Genomic DNA, 15,505 nt, shown 5'->3' on the forward strand with positions numbered 1-15,505 from the left:
TGATTTTCAAACATTGTCATACTATGGATATTATGAATTTGAGAGATGTTTTTATTCGGAATTTAAAATACTATAGAAAGCAAAAAAGATTACGGCAAATTGATTTAGCTATTGAACTTGATAAAAATCCGAACTACATCAACAGCATCGAGAACAGCAAATATTTTCCTTCCCCAGAAACAATTGAGCAAATCGCACACATCTTGCAAATCGACCCAATGCAGCTTTTTAACAAAGAAGAACCACCAATCAAGGATTCCTCGCGTACAGATACAAAAACCATAAAAGCTCAACTTGAAAATGCAATATTAAAAAGCATCGGGCGGGCTTTTGAAGAACTCAGTTAAATTTTTCTCAATGTTTCAATCGGTTTTTCTTTGCCGGCCCTGAGTGCGGGAATTACGCTCACTAAAAGCGAAAGCACAATAGTTCCAACTCCAATCAAAATGACCTGTGGAACCGGAATTACAAGGGGGATGTTCTGTAAATAAAACTGAGGGTCGAGGATATGCACGTCATTTGCAAAAAGATTCACGACCTTTTCAATTGCATCCATAATCTGACTGAAATGAACAGAGGCAATAAGTCCAAGCGGAAGCCCCAAAAGAACACCGAAGAATCCGATCACACCACCCGTGATAATGAATGAGAGAGCAATTCCATTTTTTGTTCCGCCCAGACTTTTCAAAATCGCGATTTCCTTTTTGCGCTCCATTACCAGCATTACGAGGGCGCTTGAAATATTGACCGAAGCGACAAGCACAATCAGCATCATGATGAAAATCAGCATAATCTGGGTTGAGGCAAAATTTTCGTACTGGGCGGAATTCAAATCATTCCAGCGGTAGACTTTTCCGGCTGAGGCAAGGAAGGGACTGAGGGAACGGAAACTTTTCTCAAGATTCATTGAAAAAGCGTCCTCAGTTTCAATTCCCAGCTGGGCAATCGAAGAGTTAGATGAAAGGATTTTAAATCCATTTTCCAGTGAAATAAAAAGCCAGAGGGAATCCAGTTCCTGATAGCCTGAAGAGACGATTCCGCTCACCTTAAGCAGGGTGATTTTAGGCATGGTCTTGCCCGAAGAATTTTCCTTTGTGGTAATAATCCTCAAGGAATCCCCGGCGTGCAGGTTCAAATCAGTGGCGAGTTTTTTTCCGAGGACGCAGGAATTTTCTTTCGACAGGTCAGTATTTCCCTCGACAATCTCAAAGAGTTTTTTAAAGGCGGCATTTTTTTCAAAGACGTCTTTTTCCATAGCCCGGACAGAAGCACCGAAACGCCCCTTTGACGAAGAAGCAAGGGCTATTCCCTGAAGCTCAGGATAAATATTTTTTACTGAAGGTTCATACATCCTGATTGCATCAGAAAGCTGGCTGAGGCTTTGGGCACTTTTTGCATATTCAGAATTCGTGTAGAGAACCAGCTGCAGGTGAGAGCTTGAAAGGCCTATCATGCGGTCGGTGATTCCCTTAATCATGCCGTTTGAAACAGTCAGAACCATGATAAGGGGAACAAGACTCATTCCTATGCAGAGCAAGGCCCAGAAAAGGCTGCGGCGGGCATTGGATTTTTTGCCTGTTCGGGGAAAGAGAAGCCTTGAAGCAAAAAGAAGGGAAGAAGAAAAAGTCATACCAGCTCCAGCTTTCCCTTTTTGATTGAATAGCACAAGTCTCCGCGCCGGGCAAGATTCATGTCATGAGTGACCAGGAGGAGAGTTTTTTTGTATTTATCAACGACTGAAAAAAGCAGCTCGCCGATCATTTTCGCATTTTCAGGGTCAAGGTTTCCGGTCGGCTCGTCAGCAAGCACAAGCTCAGGATTGTTCATGAGGGATCTGGCAACGGCGACCCTCTGCCTCTCACCGCCTGAAAGCTGGCTTGGAAGATGGTCAACGCGCTTTTCAAGCCCAACGTCACAAAGAAGCTGCCTTGCCTTTTCCGCCGCCTCTTTTTTGGGAAGACCAGCCATTATCGAAGGCAAAAAGGTGTTCTCCAAGGCCGTAAAATCCTTGAGCAGATAGTGGAACTGAAAAATCAGGCCCAGAAAATGAGTTCTGTAATCAGAAAGTTTTTTTTCATCAAGATTGATAAGGTCGTAGGAGCCGCAGCGGACAGACCCCCTTGTCGGATTATCGAGGCCGCCGATTATGTTGAGGAAAGTGCTTTTTCCGCTTCCGCTCTCGCCTACAATCGTGATTTTCTTGCCCCTTTCGATTTCAAGGTTCAGGTCTTTTAAAATCGTAAGGTTTTCGCTCTCGGTTTTATATGTCTTTTCAAGTTCCTTTACGCTTACAATAATCTCACTCATCCCTCATCACCTCAACAACAGTCATTTTAAGAACTGCCCTGCTGGCCCAAAAAGAAGCAAGCAGAGAAGAATATATTCCAAACAAGGCAATCATAAAAACTTCATTCATAAAGATTTTCGGCGGTATGCTGGCATAGAGCATGAACATTGGGTTTTCACGCACGAAATCTCCGTTGGCAGGATTTACAATCATCACTGCAAAAAGAGTGGCATAATATGAAATCTTTGAAAGAAGAATAAAAACAGTTTCCATATTGATTGATAGGAAAAGTCCCAGAATCACGCCGAGGACAGAACCGGTAAGGCCTGTCAAAAATCCCTGCATTACAAAAATTGACTGAATGGAAGAAGGCCTGCCTCCGAATGCAGTGAGGACACTGATTTCTTCCCGCCTTTCGTAGACCATTCGCCTCATTCCGTTGAAGATGTTGATTGCGACTACCACGAAAATCAAAAAGACCAGCATCATGAGCATATTCTTTTCGACCCGAAGAGCCCCGAAGAAAGAGCGGTTGTAGCTTTTCCATGATTCACTTTTTAGATCTGGAAATTTCGAGGCGATTTTGCCAATCATTTTTGAGTCTTCGTTTTCATCAAAAAGCTTTACTCCGTAAATGAGCTTCGCATCCTTTCCGAAATATTTTTGCCCGGCTTCCAGATTGATAAAGGCAAAGGAAGCGTTGATGTCAGCATAGCCTGTGTGAAAAATTCCCCGGACCGTAAAAAGTCGGTCGCTTGAAAAGAGGTCAACGTCGTTTCCGCCTGAAAGGGCATAAAGATTGATTTTGCTGCCGGGCCTGCTTCCAGTGCGGCGGGCAAGTTCCGAGCCGATCACAATGTCGTCTGCTTCAGAAATGTCAAAAGTTCCGGCATAAATCTGAACATGCTTTTTAAAAGCAGGATCATCGCTGTAAATCGAAGACGGCAGGGCCTTTATCATGGCAGCCGCTTCCTTGCCGGAAGTTCCGAGGACAAGAGCCTGGGCCTCATAAAAAGGCGTCACTGAGCGCAGGGATTTTTCTGCGGCACAGAAAGATTCAAATTTTTCGTTCTTGCGGCCATTTTCAAGACCGTCAGCAGAAGATTCCACCCGGATGTGATAGGAACTTATTTCCATGATTACATCGATAAAACTGTGCTGAAATCCGTTCATCACGCTGATTACGGTAATCAAAGTCATTACGCCGAAGCAGATTCCTAAAGTGGCCAGGGTCGTCGTAACTGCGGAAGAGCCCTTTCGGTCAACCTTTGCAAACCTGCGTGAGACAAAGAAAATCCAGGAAAGCCCTTTTTTAATGCTCAAATTCCCGCCTCCTCTGCTCTTTTCCATTGATGTAAATGATTTCAGTCTTTTTCACGCCGCCCTCATAGACGACCTCAACAGAAAATCCGTCCTCAAAATATAATTTTTCTGAATATGAATTCTGATTTTTGTAGTTCCTCTCAAGATGCAGCTCTCCGTTCTCGTAAAATTTGAGGTTGGGAGGAAGATTATTTTCATCAGTGACCGAAGAATAATCAAACTCGCTTTTGACAGAACGCTCATTGCGGTTGAATTTGCCCGAAAAAGTCTTTTTGTAAGTCCATGTAACGACTTCCTGCAGCAGAGTCCTTCCTTTTTCGTCATAGCTGTTGGTAGTTTTCTTGTCGTCGAGAAGGACGGTCTCAGTCTCAGCCTTTTCGGATTTTTTCTTGCCCTTTGACTTCACTTCCCTTTCTTCATAATGGCTTTCAAGAAGGGAAATGCTCCTTCCGCTCTCATCAAATTTATTTACCAGCCTTTTTTTGCTGTCAAACTGCTCCTCAACCGACTGGGAAGGCAGGGTATTTTCACCCAAGTAAGTATAATCAAGTGAAGATTCAAGACTTATATTCTTTGCGGCTGTCGTAATTTTAAATCTCTCGCTTTTTACCAGCCTGTAAAGGGGATCAAATTTCTTGCGTATCAGTTTTTCGCCATAAAAATTGACCAGAACCGTGTTTTCGCCCTCTTTCCAGGCCGTAAACTGCTCGCCGTCATATGAAAAACGCCGTAAATTTCCGTTCTTTTTTGTGTAGGTAAATTCCTGGGGCAGAGCCGATTCGATTTTTGACTCCTCAAGGCCGTCAATTCCCCGGTCATCACCGCCCTCAAGCATTTCAAGGATTCTGGAACCGTCGGTTACGTCAAAAGTCCCGGACTTTGAAGGAGAATAAGACTCAAAGCTCTGAAGGATATAGTCAATCCAGTCAGGCGCAGGGCCAGCATTTTCAGGCTTAGTTTCAGTCTCTTCAACCTTGTCCTCAGTACTTTCTGATTCAGTCTCAGACACATTTTCAGCACTTTCAGCCTCACCTTCAAGATTTTCTGCTTCACTCTCAGCACTTTCAGCCTCACCTTCAAGATTTTCTGCTTCACTCTCAGCACTTTCGGCTTCACTTTCAGGCTTTCCGGCCTCAACTTCAGAACCTTCACTTACGACTTCATAACTTTCTGCCACGCTGAACAAATCTTCCGGGCAGAAGGAACTGTCGATTATTCCCCTTTTCTGGAGATTATAATACTCGCAAAGATAAACTGAATCCAAAGGCGAAGAAATGCATTTTCTCTGGGTCATTAATCTGGCAGGAATTTCAGAAATCGAAGCCAGGGCCTGACACTCAGGATAAAGGAGAAGCCCCGTAGTCTTGTAGCGGGTAATCTCAAAGAAAAACTCACGGATGGAATAAAGTGTTTTTTTGTCGTCATCAGGAATTTCCTGGCTGAAAGCCCGGCTCAGGGTAAGAGAAAAAATCAAAATGAGGGGTAAAAAAACTTTACGAAGCCTGAACATTCAAATTCCTAATTTTTAACTTTACTAGCCCAAGAATTCCTCGACGTATTTTTCAGGATCAAAGGCCTGAATATTCTCGTATTTTTCACCGGTGCAGACAAAGGCAACTGGAAGCCCCAGCTGCTTTCCGATTGTAAAGGCACAACCGCCCCGGGCAGTCGAATCGTATTTTGTGATGACGATTGCATCCACGCCCACGCTCTCAGAAAAGACTTCCGCCTGTCTGAGGGCATTCTGACCGGTCGTTCCGTCAATCACAAGGAGTTTTTTATAGCAGCCTGCATCAGCCTTTTGAGACGCAATCCTGTCGATTTTCTGAAGCTCGCGCACCAGATTTTCCTTGTTGTGGAGGCGGCCCGCTGTATCAGCGATGATTACTCCGCCGCCGTTTGCCCTTGAGCTTTCTGCAGCGTCAAAAACAACTGCGCTCGGGTCACTTCCATGCTGATGGGCAATCACGCGGATTCCAAGTCGCTCGCCGTGCATTTCAAGTTGTTCTTCTGCAGCAGCACGGAAGGTATCGCTCGCCGCCATGATTACCTTTTCGCCCCTATCCTTGAAAAGTTTTGCGATTTTGGCAGCACTTGTAGTCTTTCCGACGCCGTTTACACCCAGCATCATAAAAAGATTGACTTTACCCTGCTCCGGAACTAAATCATAAGACTTAACGTAAGACAAAAGCATATTCTTCAATTCATTTTTTATGTCAGCTTCATCGGATATTTTTTTCTCACGGCAGATTGACTCAAGTTCTTCTGTTATTTCATAAGCAAGTTTTGCCCCCATGTCACCTTCAACAAGGGCATCTGTTAAATCTTCAAAAAATTCTTCGTCGATTTTTTTTGAACTGAAAAGATTTTTGAATTTCTGTGCGAATGAAATTTTCATATTTTCTCCAATTGTTTAATTTACCATAATTTCATTATTTTGAATGACTGATTCTTTGCTTTCAGGCTCTGGACTTTCCTGACTTTCAGCCGCCTCATCCTCAATGACTTCAATCTGGGGCTTTGAAAGCTGGGCCGCCTCTTTCATCGACTTTTTATCGATTTTGGTTTTAGCAGGAAGAACCCTGTCAGCAGCCCACAAATAGCGGACAAGCTCAATGACAGTCCAGGCACCACAGGCAGCCGAAATTCCCGCGCAAATGTTGGAGCGGTTCTGCAAGTCACGAAGGCGGTCATAATCACCCCGCCCCTGGGAATTGGCAAAATTTTCGGCAGTAAATTCACCTTTATAATAGAAGGTAAAAGGCAGGGAACAAATCAAGGCTGTATAAGCAGTATACATCCATCGCCTGCGTTTGTCGATGTTAGCCTGGCGGTCGAAAGGCTTGGCATTGACCAGAAGATAGGCTCCGTCAAAGGCCTGATTTTCAGGAATGCGGAAGAAAGCAATATTGCTGGAATCAGAGTCCTCTTGGCTCTTTTTGGGAACGGAAAAGACACCCAGAACTGATTTTCCGTTTACGTCAAGTTTTGCAGAAGGCTCTTCCTGACTGACCGGAGCCTGATTCAGGCCATAGGTGTGGAAAACGCCGTCCCGGTATTTTTTAAGCTTAATGTGGGCCTGGCCGTGAACCTTGGGCACTAAATTTGCATGAACGAAAAACATATTGTCATCGGTAAAGGAATATGTAAAAGCAAGATTCTCATAACCGGGTGCCTCAATGTTTATGTGATGGATTCCCGCATCCTTGATGATTTTATTATCAAAGGAGCCGTCTGTTTTTGTAAGCGAAAAGACAATTCCGTCAATCATGATTTTTGTATCTTTAGCAATTTCCTTGGGATTAATGTCAAAATCAAGCATGACTGGAAGGGCATTTGCAATTTTTGAATCGAGATTTCGCGCTATTGAGTCTGCAAGGGGCATTAAATCAGTAAGAAGACCGACTTCCTGAACGCTTCCGAAAATCTCTCCGCCCGGATAAATACGCAAATGGGTCGTTACCGAGCAATAATCGCCATAGCAGGTAATCTCGCCGGTAATAAGTCCGTTGATTTTGGCAGAAGTGACCTCCTGTTCAAAATCCCAGGAAGTAAAGCCAGCCTCAAGAGATTTTTCTGAAGGGGCAAAGAGAGCCGTTGAGTCGCTGCGGTAAAGAACTACATTTTCTGTAATTACCTCATCTTTTTCATCATGCTGAAAAAAAGAAAATGGAAGTTTAATCGGAAAGACAGGAAGATTTTTTTTATCATCTTTATTTTTTAAATCCGAATGGGCATTTTCATCATGGCTGATTTTTGGTGCCGCCTTGTCTATCTCTTTTTTAACTTCATCAAGATTTTCATTAATTTTGATTTCTATGTCCCTGATTTTTTCCATCTGCTTTTTTATTTCTTTTTCCAGCTTTTTGGGACTGTAGGTTGAAAGCACCAGGGAATCACGGCTTTTATATTCTTTTGAAAGCTGAAGGAAAAGCGAAATGCGCTGGGTTTGAAGTTCCTTGAGCTTACGGTCCAGCCTTTCCTTCTGGGGGATTGTTCGGATGTTTTCGCTCGAAAACTGCTCGACAATCAGCTGGGGCAGGACCTGAGCCGCCTTAGCCGAACTTTCACCCAGCTTCTGCTTTTGCTTGAAGGAAAATTCCATCACGCCGAGAGTCCAGTTGTCGGCAAAGGCTGAAAGAGAAAAAATCAGAAAAATAAGAATCCAGAGACGTTTTTTCATTACAGGTCGTCGTCTTCGTCGTCACCGCCAACAGGCAGGCCTTTCCACTGAGCCTGAAGGAAGGAATCGATGAACTGGTCGATGTCACCGTCCATTACGGCCTGAATGTCACCAACGGAGAACTTTGTTCGGTGGTCTTTTACCATTGTGTATGGCTGGAAAACATAGGAACGGATCTGGTTGCCCCAGGAAATGTCCTTTTTTTCTGCACCGAATTTTGCAGTCTCCTTAGCACGCTCTTCCTCGTAGTGGGCGTAAAGTTTTGCCCTCAAAAGGTTCATACAGGTGGCACGGTTCATAATCTGGCTTCGCTCGCTGTCACACTGAACGACGATGCCTGTCGGAATATGGGTAAAGCGGACTGCTGAGTCAGTCTTGTTTACGTGCTGACCACCCTTTCCGCCTGAACGGTAAGTGTCTACGCGCAGGTCTTCCGGACGAATGTCGACTTTGATTGTGTCGTCAAGAATCGGGAAAATGAAGACCGAGCTGAAAGATGTGTGGCGTCGGGCATTCGCGTCAAAAGGACTGATTCGGACCAGTCGGTGAACGCCGGCCTCTCCCTTGAGGTGGCCGTAAACATAGTCGCCGGTAATCTGAATCGTGGTGGACTTGATTCCGCCCTCGTCTTCCTGAAGGTCAACTGTCTCAAGCTTGTAGCCGTGGCGCTCTGCCCAGCGGATGTACATGCGGGAAAGCATGTAGGCCCAGTCACAAGCCTCAGTTCCACCGGCACCTGCATGAATCGTAAGGAAGCAGCCGTTTTTATCGACTTCGCCTGAAAGCAGGTTCAAAATGCTCTGTTCCTCAAATTTTTTCTGGCAGGCAGCAAGTTCTTCACGGATTTCTTCTTCAACAGAATCATCACCGCCCTCGCTTCCAAGTTCGTAGAGGGTTTTTATGTCATCAATCTGCTGCATGAGTTCGCGCCAGGGCTCAACCCGGCCTTTCAAAAGCTTTAGGTCGTTCATGACCTTCTGAGCCTTGTCGGCATCATTCCAGAAATCTTCTGCGGCAGTAAGTGCTTCGGTTTCCTTTATTTTTTTATCGATTGCAGGCGCGTCAAAGACGCCCCCAGACATTTTTAATATCTTCTTCGAGGGTTGAGATCGGTTCTTTGAGTTCTTCTAACATTCTTTGCTCCTAAAATTTAGCTTTGTTTTGCTCCGTAAATGCTTCGCTTCCACTGCTTGTGACGAAGTTCCGTGACCGCAAAATTGGAATTAACCGGGAACTGATAAATCCTCAGGGTATCATAATAATCGGTAACGGAATCAATCTCTCTTTTGAGACTTGCAAGCTGAGCTTCGTTAATCTGCATACTCTCCCAGCAGGCTTTTTGAATTTTTTTAAAACTGAATCGGGCAAGAATCTCTGCAATTGCCTTGGCACTGTCAATTCCACCCGGATCTAGAACTACGGATACAAACATTTATATAGAATAAAACATCGCCTTTATCTTGTCAAACCGCCCTTTTTGTTGCAAAATAATGATATGAGATTATTCTCAATCAGGCAGGTCAGGCTATTTTTTCTCACTTTCCTCATGATTTGCGGCACTTTTGCCCGGGCCCAGAGAATCACCAACCATCCGGTCTGCACGGCAATCACAGCTCAAAAGGCCGGAGTCAATAAAATCCAGCTTTCATGGAACCTTCCTTCTGATTTCAACGCCGCAAGCATAGCAATTTTCCGCTCAACCAGCCAGATTCAGCAAAAGTCCTTTATTTCAGCCGAAAAGCCGGTTGCAGAAGTTCCGGCCCACACAACAAGCTACACGGACAACCTCAAGCACTTCGGCGATTATTTTTATGCCCTCATAGCCCGCGACAGAAACGGCAACCTTTTCAATATGCTTTTGCCCACGGTAAACGCCACCGTAAAGCCGGTTTCCCTTCTTCCGCCGGATGATTATTACGAAATCGCTTCCACAGAGGCCGATGAACAGTATGTTCCGGGCTTTTTACGGGAACTTCCTCTTCCCTATCTCGATTTAATCTCTGACCTGGACATAAAGGCCACGCCCATGACGGCAAAGGCTAAAAAGGCAGGCCGCGAGCTTGCAGGAAAATACGCTGTCAAAAAGCCCAAACAGCTTAATCCCTATGTTTTTGAGGAAGACATGGTTCTTTCCCCGGAAGGCGATGATTTTTTTCTCTTTGAGTCACTCAAAAAATATTTCATCAAAAAAGACTACAAGGGCTCGGTCAATGATTTAAGAAGTTTTCTCGGCATCACCCGGGATCCATACGTCACCACAAGGGCTGTTTTCTATCTGGCCCAGTCCCAGTATTACTGCCGTAATTACAGAAAAGCCCTGGAACTCTTCCTTTTCGTAGAGGACGAGCTGCCAGAGCTTTCCAAAAAGTGGATTGATTCCACGCTTGATTTTTATCAGATTCCCCAGGAAGAAAAGATTATCAGTTCTTCAAGCCGCGGATAAGTTCAATAATCGCAGGTGTTTTAACCAGTCCCATCTCACGGGCATCAAGTTTCTTCTGCTTTTCATCTTCAGGCAGGATTCTCTTTCCGTTTTCACCGGCTGCAGGTGAGCTGTCAGCAATCTGTGCATCTTCCTCACTCTTTTCGTCCGGACGGAATTTAACAAGAACTTCATCACCGACATTTACCCGGTCATAGAAGCCGTTCTGCTCCAAAGTTCCCTGAGAAATTTCCTCTCCGCTTCGGTTGATTTTAATCGTGCCAAGATGATTTTTCTCTTCGTAGGTTACGCCAAGTCCCTTGTCACTAGTCGTGATTTTTCCGGCTTTGATTACATCGAGAACGACGTCCTTTTTCATGCCCTCGACAGTTCCCAAGTCCACGAGAATGTCGTTGACACTCCGCTGAAGGATTTTACCCCGGACAGGAAGCATTGCCAGTAAGTCACGGCGGAAAGCACGCAAAACTGAAGAGAATTTATCGTTTCCAGTTCTGAATGAAGAGAATTTTGTTGTCTCAGTGCCGGTTCTTGCAGAGTAAACTGTTGCTCCCAGAGTGATTTCGCGCTCAGTTTCATCGATATTGAGAATCACGAAATAATCAAGGTTGTTCTTGCGGGCCAGGCGGTAAGCCTCGCCGTAGCCAGAGACAGCACGATTTTCAAGGGCAACGGAAGTTGACGCAATTCCTGAGAAAATATCAGCGCACATTCCGGCTGCAATTTCCTCGGCATCACAATGCAAGAGCTGGACAGGAGACTTAGTATAGTAAAGGCCGATATGCCAGCGGGTTTTATCAAGGTAGAAGGGATCTACATTCCACTTTGCCGCCAGAGAATACTTCATGAGTGACTCGTAAGCCTCAATCGTATCATTGACCTTTTTCTGCTCAGGAGTGAGCTTAGCCTTTTCATCGCTTTCATCAAAAGCCCTTTCCTGATTCTGCTTGATGAATTTAAGCTGGTTGAGATAGTTTTCGTTAAGGCCGGTATTTCCCAGAAGCTGGGCAAATTCCGAGCGGGCTGCATCATCAAAAGGATTGATTTTGAGGGCACGCTGATATTCATAGCGGGCTTTTTCGCCAAAATATGACTTGGTGTATTCGCGGGCCTTCTGAACATGGAAATCTGCCCAGGCCGCACGACGGTCATCCTCAACAGGAAGTTTTTTCATTATGATAAGCTCAAGTCCGCTTCTCATAACTTCATCGTAAGGATTGATTGCAAGGGCCATGTTCCAGGTTTCAACGCAAGCCTTCCAGTCTCCCTTGCGGTTCTGAGCCAGACCTTTCAAATACCAGGCCTCATTTGTGCTTCGTTTTTTTGAGATGAGGTAGTCGCACATGTCGATTACGTCATCGTACTTTTTCTGGGCATAGAGAATCGATGAAAGAAGGACGTAAGCCTTTGTATATTCAGGATTTATCTGAACGGCAGCACGGGTTCTCTTTTCAGCCTCAGCAAAATTGCCCCGCTTTGCCTCAAGATAGGCCGCAAGATAATGAACCTCACTCTCACCTGAATGATAGCGCAGGGCCTGCTCGATGTACTTTCGCGCAGTATCCTGATTTCCAAGCTCCGAGCTGATTAAGGCAAGTGAAAGGAGAGCCTTGCGGTTGTTGCCCTGTCTTTTAAGGGCATCCTCGTACTGATTTTTTGCCCCGATAAAACTTCCTGTGAACAAATCAAGTTCCGCAAGTCCGAAGCGGGAATCAATATCATTGGGATATTTTTTGAGGATTTCATTGAATACCTTACGGGCGTCATCGAGCCGTCCCAGGGCAATCAGAATCATTCCCTTTAAGTTCTGAATGTCGGTTCTGTTTTTGGCGTATTTGTCAGCTTCCTCCAGATATGTGAGGGCAAGCGTGTAGTCACCGATGGCATAAGTCACCTGTGAAAGATGGAACCATGCCTCGCCATAAGACTTGTTTGCCTGTAAAGCCTGCTGAAAATCTTCGGAAGCACCGTAATAATCTTCAAGATTCTGCTTCTGCACGCCACGCTCAAACAACTTAAGCGCACTCAAACTCTCAGAATAAGCAAAGACTGAAAGAGAAAAAACAAGAACTGATAAACATTTTCGAATCGATTTCATATCTTTTCAATTATCGGAATTTTCGCTCTGTTTTTTAACCACCTTAATCAAATTTACGCGGTGGCCTTCCATGTCCTGAACGATGAAATCAAAATTTTGAGCCTCAGCCTTTTCGTATTTTGCAGGGATTCTTCCGAACAAATCAAGAACATAGCCGCCCAGGGTGTCGAAATTTTCCGTAGGAAAGTCTGATTCAAGGATTTCGTTGAGGTCGTCAAGGTCAACGCGGGCGTCACAGAGCCAGACATTTTCGCCCAGTGAAACGATGTCTTCCTTTTCGTTGTCGAACTCGTCCTGAATGTCGCCGACGATTTCCTCGATGATGTCTTCCATACAGACGATGCCGGAAATTCCGCCGTACTCGTCAATAGCAATCGCAATGTGCTGGTGGCGGCGCTTGAATTCGCGCAAAAGTCCGTCAATCTTCTTTGATTCAGGAACAAAATATGCTTTTTTGGTGATTTTCTGTAAATCGACGTTTTCTTTGCGGGCTATAGCCTTGATTATGTCCTTAACGTAAAGGATTCCTGTGACATTGTCGATTGATTCGCTGTAAACAGGAAAACGTGAGTGCCCGCTTGCGGTGATTTTTTCCAAAAGTTCTTCTTCGGGGGTGTCGATTGAAATAAAATCGACGTCAATTCGAGGAATCATGACTTCCTTTACGGTAGTCTCAGACAAATCCTCTATGCCCTTAATCATGTCTTTTTTCTCTTCAATGAGAATTTCTTCTTGTGCCCGATCCAAGTCAGAATTTTTCTCCGACCTGGCGGCGTTACTGGAGTGATAGTCCTCGTCTTTCTTTTTTCTGAATTTAAATAGTCCCATATATTTTCCTTTATTTTTTACCACAGATGGACACGGATTTTTTTTATTGCTTTTAATCCATTTAATCTGTGGTTTATATCAAATTTATATCCCCAAATTCCTTGAGCGTTTTTTCCTGCAGGACAAGCATTTCGTCCGTGGGAGCGACACCGCTTTCAATGTGCTCTTCGCCGTGGTCGTAGCCGTTCAGATGCAGAATGCCGTGAATCAAAAGGCGCTTGAATTCCTCGTTCTGGCTTACAGAAAAATATTCCGCGTTTTTGGGCAGGGTTTCCAGAGAAATCGCAATATCCCCGGCCTGAAGCCACTTGCCTTCATCATCGCTGTATTCTTCACCGTTTTCAAATGAAAGAATATCAGTAGGAGAATCGATGTCGCGGTAATTTTTGTTAAGCTCCTGAATGTATTCATCATTGCAGAACAAAACAGAAATTTCCTCTCCATCATATCCTAATTTTTCGAGTACAGAAAGACAGTAAGATTCAACTTTTTGCTCATTAAACCATTCCGGCGGAGTAAAATCTTCCATAAGGGAAATAAAAATTCTATTTGCCATTACTTGTCCCCGTCTTTTGAAATTGAATCAGACTTTGCTTCTGATGAAAAAGACTTATCTTCATCACTTGTGAATGACTTGTCCTTTTCGCTAGACTCAGAATCGCCTGTAGCATCAGGATCCTTTTGATTCTGGTATTTGATTCTTCCGTGATAGTAGGCCGCAAGAATTCGAACGAAGGTATCACGGATTTTTGTGAGTTCACCGAAAGTAAGGGCAGAATTATCAAGCTGGTTGCTTTCGATTTTTTTGTTGATGAGTTCCTGAATGAATTTTTCGAGGCGCTGGGCCGTCGGCTTTTCAAGAGACTTACAGGCAGCCTCACAAACGTCAGCAAGCATCACGACGGCGCTTTCCTTGGTGGTCGGCGGATTTCCAGGGTAAGAATAATCCTCTGGGATTACGTTGGTGTCTTTATCTTTTGCCTTATTATAGAAATAAGTGATTACGGAATTGCCGTGATGCTCGGCAATGATGTCGATAATCTGCTTTGGCAGGCGCAGCTGGTGAGCTTTTTCAACGCCAAGCTTGATGTGGCTCTTAATTACAGAAACCGAAAGCGAAGGATTCAAGTCAGTGTGCTTGTTTGCTGAATCGATATTGTTTTCGGTGAAGTATTCCGGGTGCTCCATTTTGCCTATGTCGTGATAGTAGGCTCCAACCCGGGCCAGAAGGGCATTTGCTCCGATTTCCTTGCAGGCATTTTCCGCAAGCTGGGCAACCATCATACAGTGCTGGTGGGTTCCGCTGGCTGTAAGCAAAAGTTTACGCAAGACAGGAGTGTTCTGGTCGCTCAAATCCATGAGGCGGAAAACCGAAGCCGTATTCATGATTGACTCAAGAGGGGTAAGGAAGCCCAAAACAAGAATTCCTGAAATGAAGGAGTTGAAGGCAAGACCCGGGAAAATAAAGACGGCATCGTTAAAATCAGAATTGAACATGACTTTAAAGAAGACGATGAAGACAACGCTCAAAATGGCCTGCATGATTGAGGCAAAAACCATATCAATGCGGCGCTCAATCTTCATTACGATTCTTGCCGAAGAAACACAAACTGCCAGTGTATACAAAGTCGGGACAATCTGGAATGACGAAGCTCCAAGGACTCCAAGTGCAAGCAGGGCCCCGAAAAATAAGGCTGAAGTCTGACCAAAAAGGATTGCAACCAAAAAGCCTGAGAAGACTGAAGGAATCATGACCGGCAGGGTGTATGGATTCTGGAAAATTGCATTCTTCATGCCGAAAGAAGTGAGGAAGAAGACAATTACGAAAAGCACGCACTCAAGTATGACTTCCTTTAACTCGACTTTTTTACGCAGCAGAACCGGATTGAAAAGAACAATCCAAAGAACCGAAAGCAATAGTAAATAGAGGATTTTGTCACAGAAAGCCCGGTAATCCACATAAAGAGGCGAATCAGCCATCTTCTGCAGCTTAAAGAATTCTTCTTCTGTGATTGGGAAGCCCTTTCGGATAACCTTTTCACCCTTCTCTATTGCCACAGGATAACGCATGTCCTCCGGCAGGGATTTTGTGGCATAAATCGTTTTATCGGCAACCTGTCCGATTTCGTATTCCTCAATTGCAAATGAAGCAAGGGTTTCGGTTGTATTTGCGTCATACCAGACAATTGCCATGCTGACGACAAAGGTAAGGAAAAAGGCAAGGATAAAGCCCCAGTTTTTTGAAATGAAATGACCAATAGAATCGAAGAAAATCGAAATTCCGTTTTTATCACTTTTTTCTTTTTTATTCATTTTAAACCTCTTGTTACGCGCCGGAAACTAAGA

14 protein-coding genes are annotated in these 15,505 nt (G+C 44.5%); 2 read left to right on the forward strand and 12 right to left on the reverse strand.

Annotated elements, in window-relative coordinates; all coding sequences use genetic code 11:
* The first annotated feature begins 32 nt into the window (after positions 1–32).
* Positions 33–347, forward strand: coding sequence for a helix-turn-helix domain-containing protein (locus tag HNP76_RS05430; RefSeq protein ID WP_184658274.1), 315 nt, complete (start codon positions 33–35; stop codon positions 345–347).
* On the opposite strand, the gene HNP76_RS05435 is transcribed toward HNP76_RS05430, so the two are convergent.
* The 8 genes from HNP76_RS05435 to HNP76_RS05470 all read right to left on the reverse strand — a co-directional run bounded on the left by HNP76_RS05435 (position 344) and on the right by HNP76_RS05470 (position 9,225).
* Positions 344–1,630 (reverse strand): FtsX-like permease family protein, encoded by a 1,287-nt coding sequence (locus HNP76_RS05435; protein ID WP_184658276.1) that lies wholly within the window; start codon positions 1,628–1,630, stop codon positions 344–346. The two genes, HNP76_RS05430 and HNP76_RS05435, sit on opposite strands and share 4 nt — an antisense overlap.
* The gene (locus HNP76_RS05440) at positions 1,627–2,307 is read right to left on the reverse strand and encodes an ABC transporter ATP-binding protein (protein ID WP_184658278.1); all 681 of its coding nucleotides are present in this window, start codon (positions 2,305–2,307) and stop codon (positions 1,627–1,629) included. Before HNP76_RS05440 ends, HNP76_RS05435 begins: the two co-directional genes overlap by 4 nt.
* Positions 2,300–3,610 (reverse strand): ABC transporter permease, encoded by a 1,311-nt coding sequence (locus HNP76_RS05445; RefSeq protein ID WP_246462601.1) that lies wholly within the window; start codon positions 3,608–3,610, stop codon positions 2,300–2,302. Before HNP76_RS05445 ends, HNP76_RS05440 begins: the two co-directional genes overlap by 8 nt.
* Positions 3,600–5,120 (reverse strand): hypothetical protein, encoded by a 1,521-nt coding sequence (locus HNP76_RS05450; RefSeq protein WP_184658282.1) that lies wholly within the window; start codon positions 5,118–5,120, stop codon positions 3,600–3,602. Before HNP76_RS05450 ends, HNP76_RS05445 begins: the two co-directional genes overlap by 11 nt.
* A 24-nt stretch (positions 5,121–5,144) precedes the next feature.
* Positions 5,145–6,008, reverse strand: a complete 864-nt coding sequence (ftsY, locus tag HNP76_RS05455) for a signal recognition particle-docking protein FtsY (protein WP_184658284.1) — start codon at positions 6,006–6,008, stop codon at positions 5,145–5,147.
* A gap of 15 nt (positions 6,009–6,023) precedes the next feature.
* The gene (locus HNP76_RS05460; RefSeq protein ID WP_184658286.1) at positions 6,024–7,793 is read right to left on the reverse strand and encodes a DUF8525 domain-containing protein; all 1,770 of its coding nucleotides are present in this window, start codon (positions 7,791–7,793) and stop codon (positions 6,024–6,026) included.
* A protein-coding gene (gene prfB, locus HNP76_RS05465; protein WP_184658288.1) for a peptide chain release factor 2 occupies positions 7,793–8,927 on the reverse strand; the annotation gives its coding sequence in 2 pieces (ribosomal slippage) (positions 7,793–8,857 and positions 8,859–8,927; 1,134 coding nt in all). The genes HNP76_RS05460 and prfB overlap by 1 nt, the downstream gene beginning before the upstream one ends.
* Positions 8,928–8,943: 16 nt before the next feature.
* On the reverse strand, positions 8,944–9,225 hold the full coding sequence (locus HNP76_RS05470; RefSeq protein ID WP_184658290.1) for a CRISPR-associated endonuclease Cas2: 282 nt from the start codon (positions 9,223–9,225) through the stop codon (positions 8,944–8,946).
* A 63-nt stretch (positions 9,226–9,288) separates the two neighbouring features.
* Here HNP76_RS05470 and HNP76_RS05475 point away from each other — a divergent pair, with 63 nt between their 5' ends.
* Positions 9,289–10,236, forward strand: coding sequence for a hypothetical protein (locus HNP76_RS05475; RefSeq protein WP_184658292.1), 948 nt, complete (start codon positions 9,289–9,291; stop codon positions 10,234–10,236).
* On the opposite strand, the gene HNP76_RS05480 is transcribed toward HNP76_RS05475, so the two are convergent.
* From HNP76_RS05480 to HNP76_RS05495, 4 genes are all read right to left on the reverse strand, one after another.
* Positions 10,214–12,331 (reverse strand): tetratricopeptide repeat protein, encoded by a 2,118-nt coding sequence (locus tag HNP76_RS05480; protein ID WP_184658294.1) that lies wholly within the window; start codon positions 12,329–12,331, stop codon positions 10,214–10,216. The genes HNP76_RS05475 and HNP76_RS05480 overlap by 23 nt on opposite strands.
* A 6-nt stretch (positions 12,332–12,337) precedes the next feature.
* Positions 12,338–13,159, reverse strand: a complete 822-nt coding sequence (locus HNP76_RS05485) for a hemolysin family protein (RefSeq protein ID WP_184658296.1) — start codon at positions 13,157–13,159, stop codon at positions 12,338–12,340.
* Between the two features lie 73 nt (positions 13,160–13,232).
* Entirely contained in the window at positions 13,233–13,715 is a 483-nt protein-coding gene (gene ybeY / locus HNP76_RS05490) for an rRNA maturation RNase YbeY (RefSeq protein ID WP_184658298.1), read from the reverse strand.
* Entirely contained in the window at positions 13,715–15,472 is a 1,758-nt protein-coding gene (locus HNP76_RS05495; protein ID WP_184658300.1) for an HDIG domain-containing metalloprotein, read from the reverse strand. Before HNP76_RS05495 ends, ybeY begins: the two co-directional genes overlap by 1 nt.
* Between the last annotated feature and the right edge of the window lie 33 nt (positions 15,473–15,505).

The sequence above is a fragment of the Treponema ruminis genome, from assembly GCF_014201975.1.
Classification (GTDB): Bacteria; Spirochaetota; Spirochaetia; order Treponematales; family Treponemataceae; genus Treponema_D; species Treponema_D ruminis.

What these genes read in the sequence shown, in the direction of transcription:
- HNP76_RS05430 (WP_184658274.1), top strand. Translation starts at nt 33, where the DNA reads ATGAATTTGAGAGATGTTTTTATTCGGAATTTAAAATACTATAGAAAG.
- HNP76_RS05435 (WP_184658276.1), bottom strand. Translation starts at nt 1,630, where the DNA reads ATGACTTTTTCTTCTTCCCTTCTTTTTGCTTCAAGGCTTCTCTTTCCC.
- HNP76_RS05440 (WP_184658278.1), bottom strand. Translation starts at nt 2,307, where the DNA reads ATGAGTGAGATTATTGTAAGCGTAAAGGAACTTGAAAAGACATATAAA.
- HNP76_RS05450 (WP_184658282.1), bottom strand. Translation starts at nt 5,120, where the DNA reads ATGTTCAGGCTTCGTAAAGTTTTTTTACCCCTCATTTTGATTTTTTCT.
- ftsY (WP_184658284.1), bottom strand. Translation starts at nt 6,008, where the DNA reads ATGAAAATTTCATTCGCACAGAAATTCAAAAATCTTTTCAGTTCAAAA.
- HNP76_RS05460 (WP_184658286.1), bottom strand. Translation starts at nt 7,793, where the DNA reads ATGAAAAAACGTCTCTGGATTCTTATTTTTCTGATTTTTTCTCTTTCA.
- HNP76_RS05470 (WP_184658290.1), bottom strand. Translation starts at nt 9,225, where the DNA reads ATGTTTGTATCCGTAGTTCTAGATCCGGGTGGAATTGACAGTGCCAAG.
- HNP76_RS05475 (WP_184658292.1), top strand. Translation starts at nt 9,289, where the DNA reads ATGAGATTATTCTCAATCAGGCAGGTCAGGCTATTTTTTCTCACTTTC.
- HNP76_RS05480 (WP_184658294.1), bottom strand. Translation starts at nt 12,331, where the DNA reads ATGAAATCGATTCGAAAATGTTTATCAGTTCTTGTTTTTTCTCTTTCA.
- HNP76_RS05485 (WP_184658296.1), bottom strand. Translation starts at nt 13,159, where the DNA reads ATGGGACTATTTAAATTCAGAAAAAAGAAAGACGAGGACTATCACTCC.
- ybeY (WP_184658298.1), bottom strand. Translation starts at nt 13,715, where the DNA reads ATGGCAAATAGAATTTTTATTTCCCTTATGGAAGATTTTACTCCGCCG.
- HNP76_RS05495 (WP_184658300.1), bottom strand. Translation starts at nt 15,472, where the DNA reads ATGAATAAAAAAGAAAAAAGTGATAAAAACGGAATTTCGATTTTCTTC.